Annotated in this window: 19 protein-coding genes; 7 read left to right on the top strand and 12 right to left on the bottom strand. The window is 62.1% G+C overall.

Annotation, left to right across the window (positions count from 1 at the left end; genetic code table 11):
- Positions 1 to 3: 3 nt before the first annotated feature.
- The gene (glnE, locus tag EXN22_RS25540; RefSeq protein ID WP_130266632.1) at positions 4 to 2,940 is read right to left on the bottom strand and encodes a bifunctional [glutamate--ammonia ligase]-adenylyl-L-tyrosine phosphorylase/[glutamate--ammonia-ligase] adenylyltransferase; all 2,937 of its coding nucleotides are present in this window, start codon (positions 2,938 to 2,940) and stop codon (positions 4 to 6) included.
- A 372-nt stretch (positions 2,941 to 3,312) separates the two neighbouring features.
- On the opposite strand from glnE, the gene aceE reads away from it, so the two are divergent.
- The 5 genes from aceE (at position 3,313) to EXN22_RS25565 (ending at position 12,006) form a co-directional block, all read left to right on the top strand.
- On the top strand, positions 3,313 to 5,958 hold the full coding sequence (aceE, locus tag EXN22_RS25545) for a pyruvate dehydrogenase (acetyl-transferring), homodimeric type (RefSeq protein WP_130266633.1): 2,646 nt from the start codon (positions 3,313 to 3,315) through the stop codon (positions 5,956 to 5,958).
- 13 nt (positions 5,959 to 5,971) lie between these two features.
- Positions 5,972 to 7,606, top strand: coding sequence for a dihydrolipoyllysine-residue acetyltransferase (gene aceF, locus EXN22_RS25550; RefSeq protein WP_130266634.1), 1,635 nt, complete (start codon positions 5,972 to 5,974; stop codon positions 7,604 to 7,606).
- Positions 7,607 to 7,887: 281 nt separating this feature from the next.
- Positions 7,888 to 10,581, top strand: a complete 2,694-nt coding sequence (locus EXN22_RS25555) for a putative bifunctional diguanylate cyclase/phosphodiesterase (protein WP_130266635.1) — start codon at positions 7,888 to 7,890, stop codon at positions 10,579 to 10,581.
- Between the two features lie 117 nt (positions 10,582 to 10,698).
- Positions 10,699 to 11,364 (top strand): peptide-methionine (S)-S-oxide reductase MsrA, encoded by a 666-nt coding sequence (gene msrA / locus EXN22_RS25560; protein ID WP_130266636.1) that lies wholly within the window; start codon positions 10,699 to 10,701, stop codon positions 11,362 to 11,364.
- Positions 11,365 to 11,373: 9 nt separating this feature from the next.
- Positions 11,374 to 12,006, top strand: coding sequence for a glutathione S-transferase (locus EXN22_RS25565; RefSeq protein ID WP_130266637.1), 633 nt, complete (start codon positions 11,374 to 11,376; stop codon positions 12,004 to 12,006).
- 127 nt (positions 12,007 to 12,133) lie between these two features.
- On the opposite strand, the gene creD is transcribed toward EXN22_RS25565, so the two are convergent.
- The 4 genes from creD to rloA2 form a co-directional block, all read right to left on the bottom strand.
- Complete coding sequence (gene creD / locus EXN22_RS25570) at positions 12,134 to 13,468, bottom strand: cell envelope integrity protein CreD (protein ID WP_130266638.1); 1,335 nt, start codon at positions 13,466 to 13,468, stop codon at positions 12,134 to 12,136.
- Positions 13,469 to 13,562: 94 nt separating this feature from the next.
- Positions 13,563 to 14,996 carry a two-component system sensor histidine kinase CreC gene (gene creC, locus EXN22_RS25575; RefSeq protein ID WP_130266639.1) on the bottom strand — a complete coding sequence of 478 codons (1,434 nt, stop codon included), beginning with the start codon at positions 14,994 to 14,996 and terminating at the stop codon, positions 13,563 to 13,565.
- Positions 14,996 to 15,679, bottom strand: coding sequence for a two-component system response regulator CreB (gene creB / locus EXN22_RS25580; RefSeq protein WP_130266640.1), 684 nt, complete (start codon positions 15,677 to 15,679; stop codon positions 14,996 to 14,998). Before creB ends, creC begins: the two co-directional genes overlap by 1 nt.
- Positions 15,680 to 15,775: 96 nt before the next feature.
- Entirely contained in the window at positions 15,776 to 16,279 is a 504-nt protein-coding gene (gene rloA2, locus EXN22_RS25585; RefSeq protein ID WP_115084949.1) for a retropepsin-like aspartic peptidase RloA2, read from the bottom strand.
- Between the two features lie 180 nt (positions 16,280 to 16,459).
- On the opposite strand from rloA2, the gene EXN22_RS25590 reads away from it, so the two are divergent.
- The gene (locus EXN22_RS25590) at positions 16,460 to 17,347 is read left to right on the top strand and encodes an acyltransferase (RefSeq protein ID WP_130266641.1); all 888 of its coding nucleotides are present in this window, start codon (positions 16,460 to 16,462) and stop codon (positions 17,345 to 17,347) included.
- Here EXN22_RS25590 and EXN22_RS25595 read toward each other — a convergent pair whose 3' ends face one another.
- From EXN22_RS25595 to EXN22_RS25610, 4 genes are all read right to left on the bottom strand, one after another.
- Positions 17,348 to 18,505: a glutathionylspermidine synthase family protein gene (locus tag EXN22_RS25595; RefSeq protein ID WP_130266642.1), complete on the bottom strand. Its 1,158-nt coding sequence runs from the start codon at positions 18,503 to 18,505 to the stop codon at positions 17,348 to 17,350.
- Positions 18,506 to 18,514: 9 nt separating this feature from the next.
- Positions 18,515 to 19,279, bottom strand: a complete 765-nt coding sequence (locus EXN22_RS25600) for a DUF1190 domain-containing protein (protein ID WP_130266643.1) — start codon at positions 19,277 to 19,279, stop codon at positions 18,515 to 18,517.
- A gap of 16 nt (positions 19,280 to 19,295) precedes the next feature.
- Positions 19,296 to 19,724 (bottom strand): DUF350 domain-containing protein, encoded by a 429-nt coding sequence (locus EXN22_RS25605; protein WP_130266644.1) that lies wholly within the window; start codon positions 19,722 to 19,724, stop codon positions 19,296 to 19,298.
- A 71-nt stretch (positions 19,725 to 19,795) separates the two neighbouring features.
- On the bottom strand, positions 19,796 to 20,362 hold the full coding sequence (locus EXN22_RS25610) for a DUF2780 domain-containing protein (protein WP_130266645.1): 567 nt from the start codon (positions 20,360 to 20,362) through the stop codon (positions 19,796 to 19,798).
- A gap of 693 nt (positions 20,363 to 21,055) precedes the next feature.
- Between EXN22_RS25610 and EXN22_RS25615 the strand changes: the two genes are divergently transcribed.
- Positions 21,056 to 21,511: an REP-associated tyrosine transposase gene (locus EXN22_RS25615; protein ID WP_130266646.1), complete on the top strand. Its 456-nt coding sequence runs from the start codon at positions 21,056 to 21,058 to the stop codon at positions 21,509 to 21,511.
- A gap of 63 nt (positions 21,512 to 21,574) precedes the next feature.
- On the opposite strand, the gene fdhA is transcribed toward EXN22_RS25615, so the two are convergent.
- From fdhA to EXN22_RS25630, 3 genes are all read right to left on the bottom strand, one after another.
- Entirely contained in the window at positions 21,575 to 22,774 is a 1,200-nt protein-coding gene (gene fdhA, locus EXN22_RS25620; RefSeq protein ID WP_038998331.1) for a formaldehyde dehydrogenase, glutathione-independent, read from the bottom strand.
- 142 nt (positions 22,775 to 22,916) lie between these two features.
- The gene (purU, locus tag EXN22_RS25625; RefSeq protein WP_130266647.1) at positions 22,917 to 23,774 is read right to left on the bottom strand and encodes a formyltetrahydrofolate deformylase; all 858 of its coding nucleotides are present in this window, start codon (positions 23,772 to 23,774) and stop codon (positions 22,917 to 22,919) included.
- An 11-nt stretch (positions 23,775 to 23,785) separates the two neighbouring features.
- Positions 23,786 to 24,418, bottom strand: a complete 633-nt coding sequence (locus EXN22_RS25630; RefSeq protein WP_130266648.1) for a sarcosine oxidase subunit gamma — start codon at positions 24,416 to 24,418, stop codon at positions 23,786 to 23,788.
- Positions 24,419 to 24,471 lie beyond the last annotated feature (53 nt).

Consider the following 24,471-nt stretch of genomic DNA (forward strand, 5'->3'; position numbering starts at 1 on the left):
GCATCACCTCAAGCCTAGCTGCGACCAGATCCGCCGCACCTCCTGGCGCTCCTGAACGAACTGATCGGCGCCGATCACCCCGGCCTGCTTCTGCAGGGCCTGGCGGTGCGCGGCGGAACGGAACGCCTTGTATACCTCGCGCAGCAGCACGGCATCGCTGGCGGGCATCAGCCCGGCCTGCTCGAGCTCTTCGAGGATGCGGATGTTGTCGGTCCAGCGCAGCAGTGCCGGATGGTCGTGAGACCAGGCCAAAGCTGCGTATTGCACCATAAATTCGATATCGACGATACCACCGGCATCCTGCTTGATGTCGAAGGGTACCCCGGCATCGAATGCATTGGCCGCCGTCCCGGCAGCGCTGAGCCTGGTACCGAGGTTGTCGCGCATCTTGGCGCGCATATCGCTGACTTCGGCCTGCAGCTTGGGCAGGTCACGGGCCTGGCCGAGGATACGCGAACGTACACCCTCGAACGCCGAACCCACTTGCGGACAACCGACCAGCACCCGGGCGCGGACCAGGGCCTGATGCTCCCAGGTCCAGGCTTCGTTCTGCTGGTAACGTTCGAAGGCGCCCAGGGAGCTGACCAACAACCCTGAAGCACCCGAAGGCCGCAGGCGCATATCCACGTCGTAGAGCTGCCCGGAGTTGGTTTGGGTGGTCAACAGGTGAATGATGCGCTGGCCCAGGCGGGTAAAGAACTGCGCGCTGTCGATCGGCTTGGCACCGTCGGTTTCGGCCTGCGGATCACCGTCGTGAATGAACACCAGGTCCAGGTCCGAACCGTGGCCCAGCTCGATACCGCCCACCTTGCCATAGCCGACAATAATGAACCCGGGGTCGCACAGGCTGCCGTCACTGCGTTTGGGCTGGCCATGACGGCTGACGGTCTGGCGCCAGGCCAGGGCCAGCACCTGGTTGAGGATGGCTTCGGCCAGCCAGGTCAGGTAGTCGCTGACCTTCATCAACGGCAGGTTGCCGGCGATTTCCGAAGCCGCCACGCGCAGGCTGTGGGCCAGTTTGAAATGGCGCAGGGCTTCCATCTGTTGCTCGAGGTCGTCTTCGGGAATGCGCGTCAGCCGCTCACGCAGCTCGGCAGCCAGCTCCGGGGCCTGCGGCGGGCTGAACAGCCGGCCTTCGTTGAGCAACTCGTCGAGCAGCAGCGGGAAGCGGGTGATCTGTTCGGCGATCCACGGACTGGCGGCGCACAGGGTCAGCAGGCGGCGCAGTGCACCAGGGTTTTCGGTGAGCAGCACCAGATAGGCCGAGCGCCGGGCGACGGCTTCGACCAGCGGCAACACCCGCTCCAGCACCAGGTCCGGATCGGCATGCTCCACCGCCTGGGCCAGCAAGCGCGGAATAAAGGCATCCAGCCGCTCCCGACCCAGGCGCTGCATGGCCCGCAACTGCGGGCTGGCACGCAGGCCGGCGAGTTGCTTGAGGGCTTTTTGTGGGTCGGCGAAACCGGCGTCCTGCAACTGACGGCAAGCGGCCTCTTCGTTTTGGGCTTCTTCCCACAACGGTAGCCATTCGCCGCCGACGATCACTTCGCCTTCTTCATTCTCGTCTTCGTCCGGGTCGGCAATCACCTGCCGGAAGTGCCAGTCGATACGCCCGCGCCAGTGCATCAGTTGTGCGTGGAAGCCCTGCCAGTCGGAAAAACCGAGCATGAAGGCAATGCGCGCGCGGTCCAGCTCATCGTCCGGGAGCATCTGGGTCTGGCGGTCGGCTATGGCCTGGATCGCGTGTTCGGTATAGCGCAGGAACTCATAGCCTTCGCGCAACTCGGCAATCACTGCCGGCGGCAGGTAGCCCTGGCCTTCAAGGGTCGAGAGCACCTTGAGCAAGGGCCGCTGCTGCAGGCTCAGGTCGCGCCCGCCGTGGATCAATTGGAAAGCCTGGGCAATGAACTCGACTTCGCGAATGCCGCCGGCGCCCAGCTTGATGTTCTCGGCCATGCCCTTGCGCCGTACTTCCTGCTGGATCAACTGCTTCATGGTGCGCAGCGCTTCGATGGCCGAGAAGTCCAGGTAGCGCCGGTAAACGAAGGGCCGCAGCATATCCAGCAACTGCGCGCCGGCGACCTGGTCACCGGCCACCACCCGGGCCTTGATCATCGCGTAGCGTTCCCAGTCACGCCCCTGATCCTGGTAGTACTGCTCCAGGGCATTGAAGCTCAGTACCAGGGCGCCGGCCGAGCCGTAGGGGCGCAGGCGCATGTCGACACGGAAGACAAAACCGTCGACGGTGATCGGGTCCAGAGCCTTGATCAAGCGTTGTCCCAGGCGGGTGAAGAACTCCTGGTTGTCCAGCGAACGCTTGACCCCTTCGGTCTCGCCGCCCTCGGGGAAGGCGAAGATCAGGTCGATGTCCGACGACAGGTTCAGTTCCACCGCACCCAGCTTGCCCATGCCCAGCACCACCATATGCTGGGGCTGACCGCTGCGGTGGCCGATCGGCGTGCCGAACTGCTGGCAGTGGCGCGGGTACAACCAGTGGTAGGCCTGGTCGATAGACGCGTCGGCAAGATCGGAAAGATCGCGGCAGGTCTGCACCAGGTCGGCCAGGCGGCTCAGGTCACGCCAGATGATCCGCACCTGCTGGCGGCTGCGCTGGCGGCGCAGGTTGCGCGCCAGGTCGTCTTCGCTCTGCGCAGCCTGGCTGGCGGACGCAACCTGGGCACACAGCTCGCCCGGGGCAAAGGCGCGGTCCAGTTCGCCGCTGGCGGCAAGCTCGACCAGCATCGCGGGGTCACGCACGACCTGCTCAAGGACGAAATCACTGGCGGCGGTCACCCGGGCGAACTGTGCCCAGCGTTCGGCGCTCCAGTCATCAACGCTCAATTCAAGTTGTTGGGCAACCGCTGCACGAAACGATTGCTCGTTACGGTTGGCCAACGCGGTGAGGGTGGCCGGCAGTTCGGCCAGCAAAGGCAGGCTCATGGTCTATCCTTGATCGGCGAGATTGGGTTGGCAGCAGTGGGAGCGGTACGGTTGGACTGTCGTACAAAAGTTAGAAATAGCTGAAATATCTGATTTTCTGGCATAAAACATCGCAGCAAACCTTTTATTAACTTGTTTTTAACCACCGGTATCGATTTTTCCCACAACCCGAACAGCGGCCACGAGCCTTATTTGTGTAGTTTTACTACTGTCAAATCACTTCAAAAGCATGAAATGGTGATTCATTTGTAGTAAAACTACACAGCGCCGGTACACTCTCCGGTAATCCAAGAATTTCATGTCGTCTGCCCAAAAGGCCAGTCGCAAACTCAGGCAACCGATTCTGGAAGCCTTTCCGCCCTGGAGCAAGCCATGCAAGACCTCGATCCCGTCGAAACCCAGGAATGGCTGGACGCCCTGGAGTCGGTTCTCGACAAAGAAGGCGAAGACCGCGCTCACTACCTGATGACCCGTATGGGCGAGCTGGCCACCCGTAGTGGCTCCCAGCTGCCATATGCCATCACCACGCCGTACCGCAACACCATCCCGGTAACCCACGAAGCACGCATGCCTGGCGACCTGTTCATGGAACGCCGCATTCGCTCGTTGGTGCGTTGGAACGCGCTGGCCATGGTGATGCGCACCAACCTGAAAGACTCGGACCTGGGCGGCCACATTTCGAGCTTCGCCTCCAGCGCCACCCTGTACGACATCGGCTTCAACTACTTCTTCCAGGCCCCGACCGAAGAGCACGGCGGCGACCTGATCTACTTCCAGGGCCACGCCTCGCCAGGCGTCTACGCCCGCGCCTTCATGGAAGGTCGCATCAGCGAAGACCAGATGAACAACTTCCGTCAGGAAGTCGATGGCAAGGGTCTGTCTTCGTACCCGCACCCATGGCTGATGCCTGATTTCTGGCAGTTCCCGACCGTATCCATGGGTCTGGGTCCGATCCAGGCGATCTACCAGGCGCGTTTCATGAAGTACATGGAAAGCCGCGGTTACATCCCTGCAGGCAAGCAGAAGATCTGGTGCTTCATGGGCGACGGCGAGTGCGACGAGCCGGAATCCCTGGGCGCGATCTCGCTGGCTGGCCGCGAGAAGCTGGACAACCTGATCTTCGTCATCAACTGCAACCTGCAGCGCCTCGACGGCCCGGTTCGCGGCAACGGCAAGATCATCCAGGAACTCGAAGGCGTGTTCCGTGGCGGTGGCTGGAACGTCAACAAAGTGGTCTGGGGCCGTTTCTGGGACCCACTGCTGGCCAAAGACGTCGACGGCATCCTGCAGCGTCGCATGGACGAAGTCATCGACGGCGAGTACCAGAACTACAAGGCCAAGGACGGCGCGTTCGTCCGTGAGCACTTCTTCAACACCCCAGAGCTCAAGGCCATGGTCGCCGACCTGTCCGACGACGAGATCTGGAAGCTCAACCGTGGCGGTCACGACCCGTACAAGGTCTATGCGGCCTACCACCAGGCGGTCAACCACAAAGACCAGCCAACCGTCATCCTGGCCAAGACCATCAAGGGTTACGGCACCGGTGCTGGCGAAGCCAAGAACACCGCGCACAACACCAAGAAGGTCGACGTCGACAGCCTGCGTCACTTCCGCGATCGTTTCGACATCCCGGTCAAGGACGAAGAGCTGGAAAACCTGCCATTCTTCAAGCCTGAAGAAGGCAGCGCCGAGGCCCGTTACCTGGCCGAGCGCCGCAACGCCCTGGGTGGCTTCGTGCCACAGCGCCGCGCGAAGAGCTTCAGCATCCCGACCCCGCCACTGGAAACCCTGAAGGCGATCCTCGACGGCTCGGGCGACCGTGAAATCTCCACCACCATGGCCTTCGTGCGGATCCTCGCGCAACTGGTCAAGGACAAGGAAATCGGCCAGCGCATCGTCCCGATCATCCCGGACGAAGCCCGTACCTTCGGTATGGAAGGCATGTTCCGCCAGTTGGGCATCTACTCGTCCGTCGGCCAGCTCTACGAGCCAGTCGATAAAGACCAGGTGATGTTCTACCGCGAAGACAAGAAGGGCCAGATCCTCGAAGAAGGCATCAACGAAGCAGGCGCCATGTCCTCCTTCATCGCTGCCGGTACTTCGTACTCGAACCACAACCAGCCGATGCTGCCGTTCTACATCTTCTACTCGATGTTCGGCTTCCAGCGTATCGGCGACCTGGCCTGGGCCGCTGGCGACAGCCGTACCCGTGGCTTCCTGATCGGCGGCACCGCCGGCCGTACCACCCTCAACGGTGAAGGCCTGCAGCACGAAGACGGTCACAGTCACATGCTGGCCGGCACCATCCCGAACTGCCGCACCTATGATCCGACCTACGGCTACGAGCTGGCGGTGATCATCCAGGACGGCATGAAGAAGATGACCGAAGAGCAACAGGACGTCTTCTACTACATCACTGTGATGAACGAGTCCTACCAGCAGCCAGCCATGCCGGCCGGCGTGGAAGAAGGCATCATCAAGGGCATGTACCTGCTCGAGGAAGACAACCGCGAAGCGGCGCACCACGTTCAGCTGATGGGCTCCGGCACCATCCTGCGTGAAGTCCGCGAAGCGGCGAAGATCCTGCGTGAAGAGTTCAACGTTGGCGCCGACGTCTGGAGCGTTACCAGCTTCAACGAACTGCGTCGTGACGGCCTGGCTGTAGAGCGCAGCAACCGCCTCAAGCCGGGTCAGAAACCTCAGGTTACCTACGTCGAAGAGTGCCTGGCTGGCCGTAAAGGCCCGGTCATCGCCTCTACCGACTACATGAAGCTGTTCGCCGAACAGATTCGCCAGTGGGTACCGAGCAAAGAGTTCAAAGTCCTGGGTACCGATGGCTTCGGTCGCAGCGACAGCCGCAAGAAGCTGCGTCACTTCTTCGAAGTCGACCGTCACTTCGTCGTGCTGGCTGCCCTGGAAGCCTTGGCTGACCGTGGCGATATCGAACCCAAGGTTGTGGCTGAAGCCATCACCAAGTTCGGCATCGACCCGGACAAACGCAACCCACTGGACTGCTGAGGAGTATTTTTAAGTGAGCGAACTCATTCGCGTACCTGACATCGGCAGCGGTGAAGGTGAAGTCATCGAGCTGTTCGTCAAAGTTGGCGACCGTATCGAAGCCGACCAGAGCATCCTGACCCTGGAATCGGACAAGGCGAGCATGGAAATCCCTGCTCCCAAGGCCGGTGTGGTCAAGAGCCTGAAGGTCAAGCTGGGCGACCGCCTGAAAGAAGGCGACGAACTGCTGGAGCTGGAAGTCGAGGGCGCCGCTGCTGCGGCCCCTGCGGCTGCCGCGCCTGCCGCAGCGCCTGCTGCTGCCCAGAAGCCTGCTGCGGTTGCCGAGGCCCCAGCGGCAGCGGCCGCTGCACCGGCGGCTGCCACTGTCCAGGACATTCATGTTCCGGACATCGGCTCCTCGGGCAAGGCCAAGATCATCGAACTGCTGGTCAAGGTTGGCGACAGCGTCGAAGCCGACCAGTCGCTGATCACCCTGGAATCGGACAAAGCCTCGATGGAAATCCCGTCGCCGGCTGCAGGCGTTGTGGAAAGCATCGGCGTCAAGCTCGAAGACGAAGTCGGCACTGGCGACTTCATCCTCAAGCTCAAGGTCCAGGGCGCCGCCGCCCCGGCACCTGCACCTGCCGCTGCAGCGCCCGCTGCCAAGGCTGAAGCCGCACCTGCTGCTGCCGCACCTGCTCCGGCTGCCAAAGCCGAAGTTGCGCCAGCGCCTGCCGCTCCTGCGGCAAACGGTGCCAAGGTTCATGCAGGCCCTGCCGTGCGTCAGCTGGCCCGCGAGTTCGGCGTCGAGCTGAGCGCCGTTGCTGCCAGCGGCCCGCATGGTCGTGTGCTCAAGGAAGACGTACAGGTTTACGTCAAAGCCATGATGCAGAAGGCCAAGCAAGCGCCAGCCGCCGGTGCAACCGGTGGTGCCGGCATCCCGCCGATCCCGGAAGTCGATTTCAGCCGTTTCGGCGAAATCGAAGAAGTGCCGATGACCCGTCTGATGCAAGTTGGTGCCACCAACCTGCACCGCAGCTGGCTGAACGTGCCACACGTGACCCAGTTCGACAGCGCCGACATCACCGAGCTCGAAGCTTTCCGCGTGGCCCAGAAGGCCGTGGCCGAGAAGGCTGGCGTCAAGCTGACCGTGCTGCCACTGCTGCTCAAGGCCTGCGCCCACCTGCTCAAGGAACTGCCGGACTTCAACAGTTCGCTGGCACCCAGCGGCAAGGCGATCATCCGCAAGAAGTACGTCAACATCGGCTTCGCGGTTGATACCCCGGACGGCCTGCTGGTCCCTGTGATCAAGAACGTCGACCAGAAGAGCCTGCTGCAACTGGCTGGCGAAGCTGCGGCCCTGGCAGAAAAAGCCCGGACCAAGAAGCTTTCGGCCGACGACATGCAAGGCGCTTGCTTCACCATCTCCAGCCTCGGCCACATTGGCGGCACCGGCTTCACGCCGATCGTCAACGCGCCGGAAGTGGCGATCCTCGGTGTCTCCAAGGCGACCATCCAGCCAGTCTGGGACGGTAAAGCCTTCCAGCCCAAGCTGATGCTGCCGCTGTCGCTGTCCTACGATCACCGCGTGATCAACGGTGCAGCTGCCGCGCGCTTCACCAAGCGTCTGGGCGACCTGCTGACCGACATCCGCACCATGCTGTTGTAATTGCTGTTTCCTGTCTCCCCTGCCGGGGAGACAGGCTCCCTTTTCGAGCTGCCACGCTCGTACCTCAACCCCGTCATTTTGGCGGGGCTTTTTTTTTGTAGGGGCGGGCTTGCCCCGCGATGCGGTGCGTCTGACTTAAGATTCCTGCGCCAGTGCCGACACAGTTGGTACGGAGGTCTCTGTATCGCTTGTCAGCCTCAAGCGCATGATGCAACCTTGCCGACACGCGTAGTAGCAGATTGCTCTATTTGCGCGAACAGCCTTCTTGAAGCGAGCTCTCGATGAAAAGCCAACCTGATGCCGCCAGCCGTATGGTGGCCGAGGTCGTGACGCAGTTGCCCGTGCCCTCGCGGCTCGGGATGCTGCGCTTCGAGCGGCTGAACGAGGCCAGCTGGGCATTGCTCTATCTCGACCCCGGCTGCGAACGTCAATTCGGCCTGGCCGCCGTCGAACTCTGCGCCCTGGTCGGCTCGCCCTACGCCAGCCTGATGGAACCCGAGGCCCGCTACAAACTCCACGACATCATCCAACTGCAGTTGGCCCAGCGCCCGCATTACCTGGTGCGCTACACCCTGCACACCGCCCAGGGGCCCCTGCACCTGCTGGAACTGGGTGAGGCCTACAAGCAGCACAACCGTCAGTTGCTGCGCGGTTACCTGATGGTCATCGACAACCAGCCAGGTGACACGGGCGATCTGTCGGCCGCCGACCTTGAAACCCGCAACAGTCGTCTGCAGATCGCCTTGCAGCTCAACCAGCGCGCCCAACAGGAGCAGCTTGAACACCTGGAGCGCGTGCGTGCCCAGCAGGAACTGATCCTGCACCTGGCCCGCCATCGTTACAGTGCCAGCAACTCGCTGCTTGAAGCCGCCGAGCTGATCACCCGCAGTGCCTGCGAGATCTACAAGATCGATTGCGCAAGTATCTGGTACCTGGAAGACCAGCAACTGCAGCCCATCTCGGCGTTTTACCGCGATACCCGGGAATACCGTCTGCCCGCGCCGATTGACGCCAGCCGCTTTCCCGATTACCTCGAAGCCCTGCATACCAGTCGCGCCATCGACGCCCATAACGCCACCCACGATCCGCGCACCCGGGACATGGCCGAAAGCCTGCGCCCGCGCGATATCAATGCCATGCTCGATGCCAGTATCCGCATCGATGGCCAGGTGGTCGGCGTGTTGTGCCTGGAGCAGACCGGCTCGGCACGCGCCTGGCAAACCGATGAGATCGCCTTTGCCGGCGAGCTGGCCGACCAGTTCGCCCAGGTCATCAACAACCACAACCGGCGCACCGCGACCAACGCCCTGCACCTGTTCCAGCGCGCCGTGGAACAAAGCGCCAACGCCTTCTTGCTGGTCAACCGCGACGGTGTGGTCGAGTACGTCAACCCAAGTTTCACCGCGATCACCCAGTACAGCACCGATGAAGTCCATGGCCACCGCCTGTCGGAACTGCCGGCGCTGGAGAATCTCAGCGAGCTGCTGTTCGACGCGCCGTCGAGCCTGGCCATGGGTAACAGCTGGCAAGGCGAGTTCAAGAGCCGGCGCAAGAACCTCGAGCCCTACTGGGGCCAGCTGTCGATTTCCAAGGTGTTCGGCGACAACCGCGAACTGACCCACTACATCGGCATCTACGAAGACATCACCCAGACCAAGCTGGCCCAGCAGCGCATCGAGCGCCTGGCCTACACCGACAACCTGACCAGCCTGGGCAACCGCCCGGCGTTCATCCGCAACCTCGACGAGCGCTTCGCCCGCGACAGCGACAGCCCGATCAGCCTGCTGCTGGTGGACATCGACAACTTCAAGCGGATCAACGACAGCCTCGGCCACCAGACCGGTGACAAGCTGCTGATCAGCCTGGCCCGGCGCCTGCGCAACAGCCTGAGCCCCGGGGGTAGCCTGGCGCGCTTTGCCAGTAATGAATTTGCCGTACTGCTTGAAGACACCGACCTGGAAAACGGCCAGCAGGTTGCCCAACAACTGCTGCGCACCCTCGACAAGCCGATGTTCGTCGACAATCAGTTGATCAACGTCACTGGCTCCGTGGGCCTGGCCTGCGCGCCGTTGCATGGCCGCGACCCGCAGACCCTGATGAAGAACGCAGGCCTGGCCTTGCACAAGGCCAAAGCCAATGGCAAGCACCAGGTCCAGGTATTCACCGAGGCGCTGAACGCCGAGGCCAGCTACAAGCTGTTCGTCGAGAACAACCTGCGCCGCGCCCTGACCCAGAACGAGCTGGACGTGTTCTACCAGCCCAAGCTGTGCCTGCGCAGCGGCCGCCTGCTGGGCCTGGAAGCACTGTTGCGCTGGAACCACCCGGAAAAGGGCATGATCCGCCCCGACCAGTTCATCAGCGTCGCTGAAGAGACCGGGTTGATCATCCCCATCGGCAAATGGATCGCCCGCCAGGCCTGCCGCATGAGCCAGAAGTTGCGCACCGAAGGCCTGGGCAACCTGCAAGTGGCGATCAACCTTTCGCCCAAGCAGTTTTCCGACCCGGACCTGGTTGCCTCGATCGCCAATATCCTCAAGGAAGAGGCCCTGCCTCCGCACCTGCTGGAGCTGGAGCTGACCGAGGGCCTGCTGCTCGAAGCCACCGAAGACACCCACCGCCAGCTCGACCAGCTCAAGCAACTGGGCCTGACCCTGGCCATGGACGACTTCGGCACCGGCTACTCGTCGCTGAGCTACCTGAAGAAATTCCCGATCGACATCATCAAGATCGATCGCAGTTTCATTCATGAAATCCCCGACAACCAGGACGACATGGAAATCACCTCGGCGGTGGTGGCCATGGCCCACAACCTCAAGCTCAAGGTGGTTGCCGAAGGCATCGAGACCGCCGAGCAACTGGCGTTCTTGCGTCGTCACCGCTGTGATGTCGGCCAGGGCTACCTGTTCGATCGACCGATTCCGGGCAGTGAGCTGATCGACAAGCTCAAACGCTATCCGCGTGGCCCTATCGCCTGACAGCGGCGTTTCTCTCGGGCAATATAGGCTCATTCGGCCGCCATCGCGGGGCAAGCCCGCTCCCACAGACCCACGATGGGGCCAGCCTTGCCTACCCCAATCAGCAGAGGAACGATCATGGTCCTGCGCTCGGAGATCCTGGTGAACAAAAACGTCCTGCCTACCGCGGAACAGGCATTGCCTGGCCGTGAAACCCCAATGACCCTGCCTGAGAAGCACTTCGTCTTCAATGAAACCCCGCTGCTCGGCCCATTCTTCGAAAACGTCGACTTCGCCATCTTCGGCCTGGGCTGCTTCTGGGGTGCCGAGCGGCGCTTCTGGCAACGTGAAGGCGTGGTCAGCACCGTGGTCGGCTACGCCGGCGGCTTTACTCCCAACCCGACCTACGAAGAAGTCTGCTCGGGCCTGACCGGCCACACCGAAGTGGTGCTGGTGGTGTTCGACAAGGACAAGGTCAGCTACAACGAGCTGCTGGCGATGTTCTGGGAACTGCATAACCCGACCCAGGGTATGCGCCAGGGCAACGACATCGGTACCCAGTACCGCTCGGTGATCTACTGCACCAGCCCCGAGCAACTGCAACAGGCCCAGGCAAGCAAAGCGGCCTATCAGGCCGAACTGAGCAAGGCCGGTTTCGGCGAAATCACCACCGAAATCGACCAGGCGCCGACCGTGTACTTCGCCGAGGCCTACCACCAGCAGTACCTGGCCAAGAACCCCGAAGGCTACTGCGGCATCGGTGGTACCGGTGTCTGCCTGCCACCGAGCCTGCAAGGCAACTGAGGGATCGACATGTCCGCACCGAGCATGACCCTGTTCCATTCGCCGGCCTCGCCGTTCGTGCGCAAGGTGCTGGTGCTGCTGCACGAAACCGGGCAAACCGAGCGAGTGGCGTTGCAGACCATCAACTTGTCGCCGGTCAGCCCGGTTGCCGAGCTCAACCAGGGCAACCCGGCGGGCAAGATCCCGGCCCTGCGCCTGGCCAACGGCTCCGTGCTGCACGACAGCCGGGTGATCTGCGAGTACCTCGACCTGCAGCATGTGGGTACCCCGCTGATCCCCCGCGAGGGTATGCCACGCTGGCATCGCCTGACCCTGGCGTCGCTGGCCGATGCGATCATGGATGCCGCGGTGCTGACCCGTTACGAGACCTTCCTGCGGCCCGCGGACAAGCAATGGGACACCTGGATCGCAGCGCAACAGGACAAGATCCGTCGTGGCCTGAGCAATCTTGAGCACGAGCACTTCGCCGAACTGGCCTCGGTGTTCGACATCGCCGCCATCGGCGTGGCCTGCGCCCTGGGTTACCTGGACCTGCGCTTCCCCGATTTCGGCTGGCGTGAGCAACAGCCGCAGTTGGCGGGGTGGTATGCGCAGGTGAGTCAGCGTGAGTCGATGCGGGCGACTGATCCTACGCTCGCCTGAACCGGCCTAATCGCAGGACAAGCCCACTCACACTGTGGGAGCGGGCTTGCCCCGCGATACAGGCACCACACAAACGCCATATGCAACTTCAGGCTGGCCGCCCAGCGCCGCTCCTCGCGCAAGCCACTCATGGCAAGCGCACCTGGCCAACCCCATACCAGTCCAGGCGACGGGTCAGGACCATGAACACACCCAACAGCGCGAACAGCAGCAGCGAGCCCATCAGCAGCGCGTAATCCTCGGCCGTCAGCAGGCCGTAGAGCATGCCGTAGAGCATCGCCAGGCCCAGTGCAAAGCCCATGCCGCGAAACGCGCTGTGCAGCACGTGGCACAGGTAGAAGCCAATCAACAACACACAACCCATCGCTGACAAGCCATACGCCATGGCAAAACCCAAGTGTTCGGACAACGACAGCAACAGCAGGTAGAAGAACGCCAGGGCCACGCCCACCAGGCCGTACTGGATCGGGTGCACGCTCAGGCCCTTGAGCACTTCGAAGAGGAAGAAGCCGGCAAAGGTCAGGGCGATGAACAGCAGCGCGTATTTGATCGCCCGCTCGCTCTTGAGGTACTGGTCCACCGGGTCGATGAAGCTGACACCAAAAGCGCGGCCATTGAACATGTTGCACTTGTCATTGACCACGCATTGGGTCAGGGCGTCTTCGAGGTTGGTGGAGAAGAACGAGGTCTGCCAGCGCGCCGAGAAACCACCGGCATCGATCTTGCGGCTGACAGGCAGGTAGTTGCCGTCAAAGCTCGGATGCGGCCAGTTGGCAGCCATCGCCACGCTGGTAGTACGCCCCACTGGCAACACCTGCAGCTGTTCGGTGCCTTGCAGGCTGAGGTCGAAGGCATAGTTGAGCACGCTCTTGACCTTGCCATCGACACCCGGCAACAGCGCATGCACGCCACCGCTCATCCAGCCCAGCTTGGTGCCGGCGGCAAAGTCCAGACGCTGATCGTTGAGCTGCAGTTGCAGGCCTTTTTCGATGCCACGGATGTCACTGATACCCACCACCAGAAACGCGGGTTCGAAGCGATAATCCTCGAAGTCCTCAGTAATGCCCCAGTTGGCCGGGATCTCGAAATGGCCATTGATGTGGCTATTGGCGTGAAACAGGCGTGCCTCATAGATACCGCGTGAACGCAGCTCGGTGTCGATGTTGGCATTAAGATCGAAGGTTTCCGGGAGGAAATACAGGTGGCCGTTGACCTGGCTGATTTCCTGGAAGCTCTTGCCCTCTTCGGTCTTCCAGCGCCGCTCGATCTTGCGGTACGGCACCACCAGCATCGGCCCGGTGATCTGCTGAGCAAAACTTGAGCTTTGGGCGATGTCGCGGACCACGCTATCTCGCTGGTACTGACGGTCCTGGATCAGGCCACCGATCATGAACAACGGGACCAGCAGCAGGACAATCAAAAAGCCGATCACGGCCAGTTTGTAACTCAGTTTGCGATTCATGGATGGGGCTCCGGTTTCGATGAGCAGAGTCTGCGCAAACCAAATGGAGCCCTTGGGGACTTATGTGGAGCCTGTGTGCAGACTCTGTGAAGTTTCAGCCCAGGCGCTTGGTCGGCAGCCACAACCGCACGCGCACGCCATCTTCGACGTTGGCCACCTCCAGCGCACCGCCATGCAACTGCATCACCTCTTCGACGAAGTTCAGCCCCAGCCCGGTGCTCTTGCGCCCGCTGAACGGTCGCGGCAGCGAGTAGAAGCGCTCACTGAGCCGGCCCAGGGCGTAGTCGGGGATCGCCTCGCCCTGGTTGAACAGACTCAAGGCCACGCGGCCATCACCGTGCTCCAGCTCGAACACCAACAGACCGCCCGGCGGGGTGAAGTCCAGGGCGTTGTCCAGCAGGTTGGCGATGGCCTGGCGCATCAAGAATGGGTCACACAGCAGTCGCGTGGCAGCGGGCACGCGCTGGCGCACCTGCAACGCTGCGTTTTCGATCCGCGCGCCCTGGGCCAGCAGCAACTCGTCGACCAAGGCGGCCAGCGATACCTGCTGCTGTTCTTCCAGTTCCTGCATTTGCTCAACCTGGGCCAGGTTGAGCAGGCGCTCGATCAACTGCTGCATGCGTGCACTTTCACTTTCGATGTTGCCGGCAAAGCGCTGGCGCTGCTCGTCGCTCATCGGCCCCTGGAGCAGCTCGGAGGCGCCACGGATTGCCGCCAGCGGGCTTTTCAGCTCGTGGGTCAGGGTGTGCACATACCGTTCGACGTAGTCCTTGCCTTCGAGCTGGGTACGCATGCGCTCCACCGCCGCCGCCAGTTGCCACAGCTCACCGCCGCGGTAATGCGGCAGTGCCGTGCGCTCGCCTTCGCTGACCGCCTGGGCGTAACGGGTCAGCCGGCGCAGCGAACGTGCCAGCCACCAGGACAGCGCCGCCCCCACCAGCAAACCCAGGCCGATCAGGCCCAGGCCGAGGTACAGCAGGTGCCGTTCGGAACGGTCGATGTAAGGCTGCAGCGACTTGTTCGGCTTGGCCACGGTTATCACGCCAATGATCTTGCCGTCGTCGAGGATCGGCGCCGCCACGTGCATCACCGACGACTCCGGGTCCTCCGGGTTGCTGCGGGTCGAGCGTGCGCCGTACTGGCCACGCAGGGTCAGGTAGACGTCGTTCCAGCGCGAATAGTCCTCGCCCACCGCCACGCCGGCGGAATCGAGCAGGACCTTGCCTTGAGCATCGGTGACATAGATACGGTGGTTGACCTGATTCTTCGACAAGCCCCAGATATCGGCCTTGGGCTGACGCTGGCCGTAAGCGCGCAGCAGCACCGGCAGGCGGCTCTGGCCCAGGGTGCCGGCCTTGACATCGTCATGGAGGATTTCCGCCAGCAGGTTGGCGGTATCGACCAGGGTCTCTTCGCTGGACTGGCGCACCCCCGGGCGAATCTGCTCGCGCACGGTGCTCAGGATGAAATAGCCGGTCAGCCCGACAAACAGGAAGTACACCAGGAAAATCCGGATTCCCAGGCGCATCAGCTGTGGCTCGGGCTGTAGCTGTAGCCCAGGCCACGATGGGTCTGGATTGGTTCAGCGTCTGCCGCCACGCCACGCAGCTTGGCCCGCAGGCTTTTGATGTGGCTGTCGATGCTGCGCTCGTAGCCGGCATCAGCGGCTACGCCGACGGCATCGAGCAATTGCTCGCGGCTGAACACCCGCTCGGGTTGCTCCAGCAGGCTTTGCAGCAAGCGGAATTCGTGGCGGGTCAGGCTCAGGGCCTGGCCGCGATAGTGGATCTGCATGCGCAGGGTATCGACCTCGAACAGCTCCGGGGCAGGGGCAAGCGGCTCGGCACGTGGCGCCATGCGCTTGAGGATCGCACGTACCCGGGCTGCCACTTCGCGCGGGCTGAAGGGTTTGACCACATAATCGTCGGCACCGATTTCCAGGCCCACCACCCGGTCGATTTCACCGTCGCGGGCGCTGAGGAACATCACCGGCACCTCGCTGAAACGCCGTAGTTGGCGGCAGGTTTCAAAGCCGCTGATATCCGGCAGGCCAATGTCGAGGATGATCAGGTCGGCCGGGCGCTGGCGTTGCTGCTCAAGCGCGGCGCTGCCCAGGGTTACCCATTCGGTGCTGTGGCCGTCGCCCTGCAGGGCGAAAATCAGCGTATCGGCGATGGCCGCTTCGTCTTCGACAATCAGTATGTGCGGCATGGCATCCGGGCCTGGCGGTGGAAATGCTGCACTTGTAGGAGATTATGCGGCGCCTGGCAAGGCCTCATCGCGGGGCAAGCCCGCTCCTACCCGTGATCAGCAGTCAGGCTTGTCTGCAGTAAACCTGCGCGCCGGGTTCACCGCCGCCTTGAACTCGCGCAACGCCTTGGCGCCAATGAGCAACGGGTAGTTGAAGCTGCTGCGGTCGGTCAGGTTGACCTCAACGGTACGCTTGACGTCACCCAGGCACAGCTCCAGGTCAACCACCGGCCGCTTGCTGATCTCGGCGCCCTCGCCGTCTTCGTCTTCATCGGCGCGGTTCTTGATCTTGCTGATGCGCGCCAGCTTGTGTTCATAGACCTTGCCGTCGGCGTCCTTGGTGGCGACACGAAAGCGCACCCAGTCCTCACCATCACGGGTGAAACGCTCGATGTCCTTGGCCGACAGCGACGCGGTCAGCGCGCCGGTGTCCATCTTGGCCTTGAAGGTCTGGCCACCGACTTCGGGCAATTTGATGTATTCATAGCGGCCATACAGGGTCGGCTCAGCGGCCATGACCGGCAGGGCCAACAGCGACAACAGGGCAAGTACAGATTTCACAGGATCCGCTTCCTTGAGATAAGACAGTGTTTAGACTGCGCAGGCAGGATAGGTTCGCGCCGATAGCTTATTCAACACAATGTGAAACATTTGTCCCGGTGCAGCTGGCCGGAGCATTTGGCGTATGCCGGCAGGGTGCTTATCATTGCCGACCGTTTACTTGAATATAAGAGCTTTCTTATGCGCCGCTTACTGACGGGCATTCTTGTGACCTTGCTGTTGCTGCTCAACACCCTGGTCCTGATCGGCCCGCTGATGGTCTTTGCCCTGCTCAAACTGATTGCTCCTGGCCGCTACCGCGACTACGCCTCATTGGCGGTAATGTGGATCGCCGAAACCTGGGCCGAGATCGACAAACTGATCTTCCGCCTGTGCATCCCGACGATCTGGGACGTGCGCGGCGCCGCCGACCTGAGGACCGACACATCCTATCTCGCCGTCAGCAACCACCAGAGCTGGGTGGATATTCCGGCGTTGATCCAGGTGCTCAACCGGCGCATTCCGTTCTTCAAGTTTTTCCTGAAAAAGGAGCTGATCTGGGTACCCTTGCTGGGCCTGGCCTGGTGGGCGCTGGACTACCCGTTCATGAAACGCTACAGCAAGGCCTTCCTCGACAAGCACCCCGAGCTCAAGGGCCAGGACCTGGAGATCACCAAGGCCGCCTGCGAGCTGTTCAAGCGCCAGCCGGTGACCGTGGTCAACTATTTGGAAGGCACGCGCTTCACCGAAGCCAAGCGAACCGCCCAGCACTCACCGTTCAAGCACCTGCTCAAGCCCAAGGCCGGTGGCGTGGCCTTCGTGCTGGCGGCGCTGGGCGAACAGCTCGACGCCCTGCTCGACGTCACCATCGTCTACCCCGGCGACAAGGCCCCGGGTTTCTGGGACCTGCTCAGTGGAAACTTGCCGAGGGTGATCATCGATATCCAGGTGCATGAACTGGACCCGGCGCTGTGGAGTGGCGACTACGAGAACGACCCGAGGTTGCGCCAGACCGTGCAGGACTGGGTCAACCAGCTCTGGCACGCCAAGGACACCCGTATCGAGGCCCTGCGCGCCGAGCTGCGCTGATCAGCCGATGATCGCGTGGGGCAGGAAGCGGCTGCTGTCCTTGGTGATCAGCGAGTTGTCTTCACGAATGCCGATGCCCGCTGGCAGGTCACCGACCACCCAACTGCCGATCACCGTGTAGCTGTCGCCAAAGCGCGGCAGCGCCTGGAACTGCTGGATGATGCTCGGCCCGCCGGCATAGGGGCCGTCTTCAACCACATGCTGGCCGCTGCCGGTGTGGATCTCGATGTTGGCGCCTTCGCGCGAGAAGAACGGCTTGCGCACCCAGCCCTTGTCCAGGCTGGCTCCCGGCGTTTGCTCGATGAACGCCGGCAGCAGGTTCGGGTGGCCCGGGTGACGCTCCCACAGCAGCGCCAGCATGCCCTTGTTGGAGAGGATCGCCTTCCACGGTGGCTCGACGAACAAGGTGCCGCTGTTGGCAATCGCCGGGCCGTAGGGATCGTGGAAAATGTCTTCCCAGGGGTAGAGTTTGAACAAACTGGGGATGGGTGCGCCGACGCCATCGACAAAACGCCCGCCGCGGCTCAGGCCGATGTCTTCCATGTCCACCAGGCGTGCATCCAGGCCGGCGCCCAAGGCGATATCGCGCAGGTATTCGACAGTGCCGCGGTCTTCGATCGAGTCCTTTACCGAGGAAAAGTAAAACGGCGTGGCGAAGGTATTGGCGCCCATCACCTGGGTGAGTTTGTCTTCAAGGCTGTTGAACTGGTCGGCATCAGCCGGCAGCCCACCACGCTGCATCTGCTGCTCCAGCCACAGGTACTGGAAAAAACTGGCCTCGTACAATGACGTTGGCGTGTCGTAGTTGGCCTCCAACAACTTGGCCGGGCCCTTGCCGTCGTAGCACAGGTCCATGCGCCCATAGAAATGCGGATGGCCGTCACGCCACGAGCGGCGGATCAGGTCGAAGTACGGTGCCGGAATCGCCAGGCGCTCGAGCAGTTCTTCACTGTCGACCACCTCGGCCACCAGTGCCATGCACAACTCGTGCAGTTCACGGGTCGGCTCTTCGAGGTCGTCTTCGATCTGCCGCAGGCTGAACTGGTAATAGGCCGACTCGTCCCAGTAGGGCTCATCGCCAAAGGTGTGGAAGTTGAAGCCAAAGTGCTCGGCAGTGGTGCGCCAGTCTGGGCGTGGGGCAATGGAAATCCGCTTCATCGGCAAGCCTCAGGACGCAAAGCCGCCACGCCCCGAGGCGCGCGAGACAAAGCCGTTGTGGGTGCCGACTGCAAATGGGCGCGCCGAACTGATCATGCTGCTCGGGTGAATCGCCGGGATGATCGTTGGATGAGCGCTGCTCACGTGCGCCGGGTCGCTGCTGGCGCCTGTGCTACCGCCGCCACTCATCGCCGCCCGTTGCGCGGCCTCAATGAACGGCTGAGAAGCCGGATGCGAGGTATCCAGGCCGTTGTAGTAATTGTGTTGCGCCACCTGCTCGGTCAGGGTGCTGACCTTGAACGCATTGCGCCCGTCACGCTCGTGGTAGATCGCCTCGGAGGAATAGCGCGGGTCGGTATCGGTGTACTCGTAGTAGCCACGCCCGCCGCCGGAGCCTCCACTGGACGACGAACTGTTGGTAGACGAGCTGCTGTCTTGCTCATCGTCGGCGTACACCTGGCGTTCGGTGATCAGGGCAAAGCCTTCCATCGGCGGGATGTAGTTGTTGGCGTAGCGCCGGAAGTCGCACTTGGAATAGACCGCTTCGCAGGCCTCGGCAGTCAAAAAGCGCGGGACGTTGGCGGCATGGTGGTTTTGCGCAGCGACCCAGGCCTGCTGGCAGACCTGGCGTGGTTTGCCGTCCATGACGCAGTAGTCGACGTCCTGATAGCGCTTGGTTTCACTGATGATCTTGGTCGGCCGGTCGCCACAGGCGGACAGCACCAGGGGCAGGCTGCCCAGGGCGACCAGGCGAATGGTTTTGCTGCGTTTCATTGTCGATCGTCCCTGATCAGGCGGCGGGGGTCATGCAGGCGGCGTTGAGCAGGCCAATGCCAATGGACACAGCGGCCAGCAGAATGGCCGAGGCGGTCTCCTGACGGGCAACCCGCTCAGCCATACCTTTGACGCAGCGATTGACCACCACGAACGCCAGCAACTGCACCACAGCCGCAATCAGCGCCCAGAGCAGGAAGTCGAGCAGGGAAATCGAATGGGAAATGGCGCTGGCCACCGGAATCGCAAAACCGATCAGCGCACCGGCCAAGGCAATGGCCGCGGCATTGTTGCCTTCGCGGATCAGGCGCAATTCGTTGTAAGGGGTCAGGCGGGTGTAGATGAATGCGTAGAGGGCGAACAGCACGGCGGCGCCGAGCATGTAGACCACGAAGCCGAGCACGGCGTCGGCAGGCAAAGACATCTTCAGGGCATCCATGAACATGGCGAATCACACTTCCTTGTAAAACGGGGCGGGACATATAGCACACCACCCCGCCCACGCAAATACCTGCCTTAAACCGAAGGCACGCCAGTGCCGGTGCCCCACAGGCTGCCCAGGCTCTGCAGCAGTGAGCCGCCAACGCCTTGCTGGCCCAGATACTGCAAGATCAACGGGGCGAACTGGCCGATCATGCCGGTGTCCATGCCCAGCGCACTAAAGGCGTTGTTCAGGTCGTTGCTGTCTTTGACATTACCCAGGGCATTGCTCAGGGCCGAAGACTGATCGCTCTTGCCCAGCAGCGCGCCCAAGCCGCTCAAACCGCCCAGGGCCTTCTCGCCGGAGAGCAGGTCGAGGCCGGGGACAGCTTTGCTCAGTTGCTCGTAATCGCCACTGCTGAGCTGGTTCCTGGCCAGGCCCAGCAGAGCGCCGGTGCCGCCGATGGCTTGTTCGGGGGTCACTTTGAGTTCGGTGCCGAGGGTATTGAGCAAATTGGCCGACGCGGCTGGGGCCTGCACCGAGGCATCGCCGCTGTTGCCCTTGGCGGCATTGTAGACGTTGGCCGCATCATTGAGGTTGAAGCCTGCGAACACCGGGGTGGCGGCCAGGGTCATCAGGGTGACCAGTGCGAAACGTTTCATCGAAATACCTCGTCAGCCGTTAAGGCAGGGAAAACGAGGTTTGGACCCTGATGGCCGGGGATTGTTCCGCTGTCCACCTGGTGGGAGCAACTGTCTTGATGAAAATCTAAAAAGCTTGCGCGATCTCTGTGGGAGCGGGCTTGCCCCGCGAAGCGATGTGACTGACAGACCGCTATCGCGGGGCAAGCCCGCTCCTACATTGCCCCTGGCCATCTGCACCTAGGCCGCACCCTGTCGTTTCCACACTAAGGGTGGCAGCTGCACGCAGGGTGGAAAACCGAGCGAATAGGTAAGCCCGGCAGGCCAAACGGCCTCCCGCGCACAGCTGCCATAAAGACAACCCATTCGAACTGCTCAGGTTTCCACACCCGATCGCTGAACCTACAGCGACCCGGTGAGCCTAGAAGGCCGAGTTTCCAAGAGCAATCAGAATGGCATCGACAGACTGCGTAGGTTATTTCCTAGGACAAAAATTAACCAGCCTGGAAACATCCAGAAGCAACACCACCACTTACCCAGGTGGGAGCGGGCTTGCCCCGCGAAGCGACGTGACTGACAGACCGCTATCGCGGGGCAAGCCCGCTCCCACCGAGTGTCCATTGCTTCGCGTTGGCAACATCAAGACCCAATCCACCGCTGTGTCCTTACTGTCCGGCACCTACCTTGAATACTCACCACCCAAGGAGCCAAGACATGGACAGTCCCGCCTCACATCGCCTGCGCCGCGGTCGTTTCTCCGAACCCGGCCGCCTGTACCTGCTGACCAGCATTACCCGCGACCGAGTACCCATATTCGATAATTTCCACGCCGCACGTTGCATCCCCAGGCAGTTCCGCCAGGCACAGCTTGAAGGCGCCGCTCGTACCTTGGCCTGGGTAGTGATGCCGGATCACGTGCATTGGTTGTTCGAATTGCAACAGGGTTCACTGGCCTGCCTGATGCGCCGCTTCAAATCACGCAGCCGTTGTGCGCTGTACAAGCTCGGCACCCTGCAAGGCAGGGTGTGGCAGCCTGGGTACCATGACCATGCGTTACGCCGGGAAGAGAATGTATGTGCAGTAGCGCGCTATGTGGTGGCCAACCCGCTGCGGGCCGGGTTGGTGAAGAAGCTTGGGGATTATCCGCACTGGGATGCGGTTTGGTTGTGAACCCTATCGCGGGGCAAGCCCGCTCCCACAAAGTCTGTGGGAGCGGGCTTGCCCCGCGATGTTTTAGGCCGCGCTAAACAGCTTGTGCGGATCGATCACGAATTTCTTCGGCACACCGGCATCGAACTCGCCATAACCTTCCGGCGCCTGATCCAGGCTGATGACCTGCACGCCCACCACCTCGGCGATGTTGATCCGGTCCCACATGATCGCCTGCATCAGTTGGCGGTTGTACTTCATCACCGGCGTTTGCCCGGTGTGGAAGCTGTGCGACTTGGCCCAGCCCAAGCCAAAGCGGATGCTCAGGCTGCCGATCTTCGCCGCGGCATCCACCGCGCCTGGGTCTTCAGTGACGTACAGGCCGGGGATACCGATCTTGCCCGCTACCCGCACCACGCCCATCAACGAGTTCAGCACGGTGGCCGGGGCTTCGTGCTTGGCGCCGGCATGGCCATGGCCACGGGCTTCGAAGCCCACCGCATCGACCGCGCAGTCGACTTCCGGCTCGCCCAGCAAGTTGGCGATCTGCTCATGCAGCGGGGTGTCCTGGGACAGGTCGGCGATTTCGAAACCCTGGGCCTTGGCGTGGGCCAGGCGTACCGGATTGACGTCACCGACAATCACCACCGCAGCCCCCAGCAAACGCGCCGAGGCAGCGGCTGCCAGGCCCACCGGACCGGCACCGGCAATGTAGACCGAACTGCCCGGGCCAACGCCTGCGGTGACCGCGCCGTGGTAACCGGTAGGTAGAATGTCCGACAAGCAGGTCAGGTCGCGGATCTTCTCCATGGCCTTGTCGCGGTTCGGCAGCTTCAGCAGGTTGAAGTCGGCATAGGGCACCAGCACGTACTCGGCCTGGCCACCGGTCCAGTCGCCCATGTCGACATAGCCATAGGCGCCACCGGCGCGCGCCGGGTTGACGGTGAGGCAGACGCCGGTGTGTTGCTCTTTACACGAACGGCAACGGCCACAGGCGACGTTAAAGGGCACCGACACCAGGTCACCAATCTGCAGGTTCTCGACATCCCTGCCCTTTTCGATGACTTCGCCGGTGATTTCATGGCCCAGCACCAGGCCAACCTGGGCAGTGGTACGGCCGCGAACCATGTGTTGGTCGGAGCCACAGATGTTGGTGGAGACCACCCGCAGGATCACCCCGTGCTCGATCTTGCGACCGCGCGGGTCCTGCATTTTCGGGTAGTCAATCTTCTGCACCTCGACCTTGCCGCCGCCCAGATACACCACACCACGATTACCAGACATGCTTTCACCTCGCTAAAGTTTGTTGTTATGTAGCGGTGCAAAGTGCGCAGCCTCGGGGCTGCGCTGTGTTACTGGAATCTGTTTTTGCCTTGAAGCCCGCTCCTACCTGTGTGGGAGCGGGCTTGCCCCGCGATGAGGCCCGTCAGAGCACTACTGTTCTGTTGGCATTGAGGAACACACGCCGCTCGATGTGATACCCCACCGCCCGCGCCAATGTCAGGCACTCGATATCGCGGCCCTTGGCAATCAGGTCTTCGGGGTAATGGCTGTGATCCACCGCCTCGACACCCTGGGCGATGATCGGCCCTTCGTCGAGGTCGTTGTTGATGTAGTGCGCGGTGGCGCCCACCAGCTTCACGCCCTTGTTGTAGGCCTGGTGATAAGGCTTGGCGCCCTTGAAACCCGGCAGCAGCGAGTGATGGATATTGATCGCCCAACCGTCGAGCTTGCGGCACAGCTCCGGCGACAGCACCTGCATGTAACGGGCAAGGATCACCAACTCCGCGCCAGACTCCTCGATCACTTGCAGCACCTTGCGCTCCTGGGCCGGTTTGTCATGCGGATCGAGGGCAAAGTGGTAATAGGGAACACGGTGCCAGTGGGCCAGGGGCTCAAGGTCCGGGTGGTTGGATATCACCGCCACCACATCCATGCTCAACTGGCCGATACGCTGGCGATACAGCAGGTCGTTGAGGCAGTGATCGGCCTTGGAGACCATGATCACCACTTTCGGCCGGTGCTTGGGCGCGGTCAGCTCGAACAGCATGCCGAACACCCCGCCCCGTTCGGCCAGGCCTGCACGAAAGCTCTCTTCGTCGAAGTCATCCGGCTGGCGGAACTCCACACGAATGAAGAAGCGCCCGGACAGCCGGTCATCGAACGAATGGTGCTCGGTGACGTAGCAGTGCTGCTCGAACAGGTAACGCGTCACCACATCGACTGTACCGAGCAGGCTCGGGCAGTCGGCGGTGAGAATCCAGGTGTCCGGTGCGCGACTCATGGCATTGCTCCTTAAACCTGAATGCTCAGGCCATATTCGGCGGAGGCGTCCTGCAACCACAGCCACCAGTAGTCGGAGAAGCTGCGGCGGATCAACAGCTCCCAGGTTTCTTCACCGGTGCGGCGGATCACCAGTTGCGACTTGGCGAACACCGTACCGACTGCCTTGCCCACCGGGAAGTTGTTTGGGTGTACATCGTAGCTGGTGGATTTCATCAGCACGTCACGCACGTTGGGGCCGCTCAGTTCCAGCAGGGTTTGCCCACCGCTGACGTTGACGATTTGTATGTGCAGGCCGTCGAGGGCGTCGCGCAGTTTCTGCTCGCTGGCAAACTCCTCGCCACCCGGGACAATCAGCAGCCACTCATCCGGGCCCAGCCATTGCAGCGACATCTCGCCATTGGCAACCACCGTCAGGGCCACCGGCAGTTCCAGGCCCAGGGCCTTGAACACACCGCCGGCAAAGGCCGGGTCTTTGCCATCGCCACGCAGGGTCAGGTGGCCGAGGAGCTTTTTCTCGCGCAGGGTCACCCCGGCGTTCTTGCGGCCCTTGCCGACCAGGCTGGCCAGGTCGGCGTGGTGCAGTGGTGTTTCAGCCTTGGCGTCATTGCCAGGGCATTGCTGGTAGACGTTGATCGTGCTCATTACACACCTGCCTTGAATTCGTATTCTGTAGGGCGATTACCTTGTGGGAGCCC

Source organism: Pseudomonas tructae (assembly GCF_004214895.1).
GTDB classification, from domain to species: Bacteria; Pseudomonadota; Gammaproteobacteria; order Pseudomonadales; family Pseudomonadaceae; genus Aquipseudomonas; species Aquipseudomonas tructae.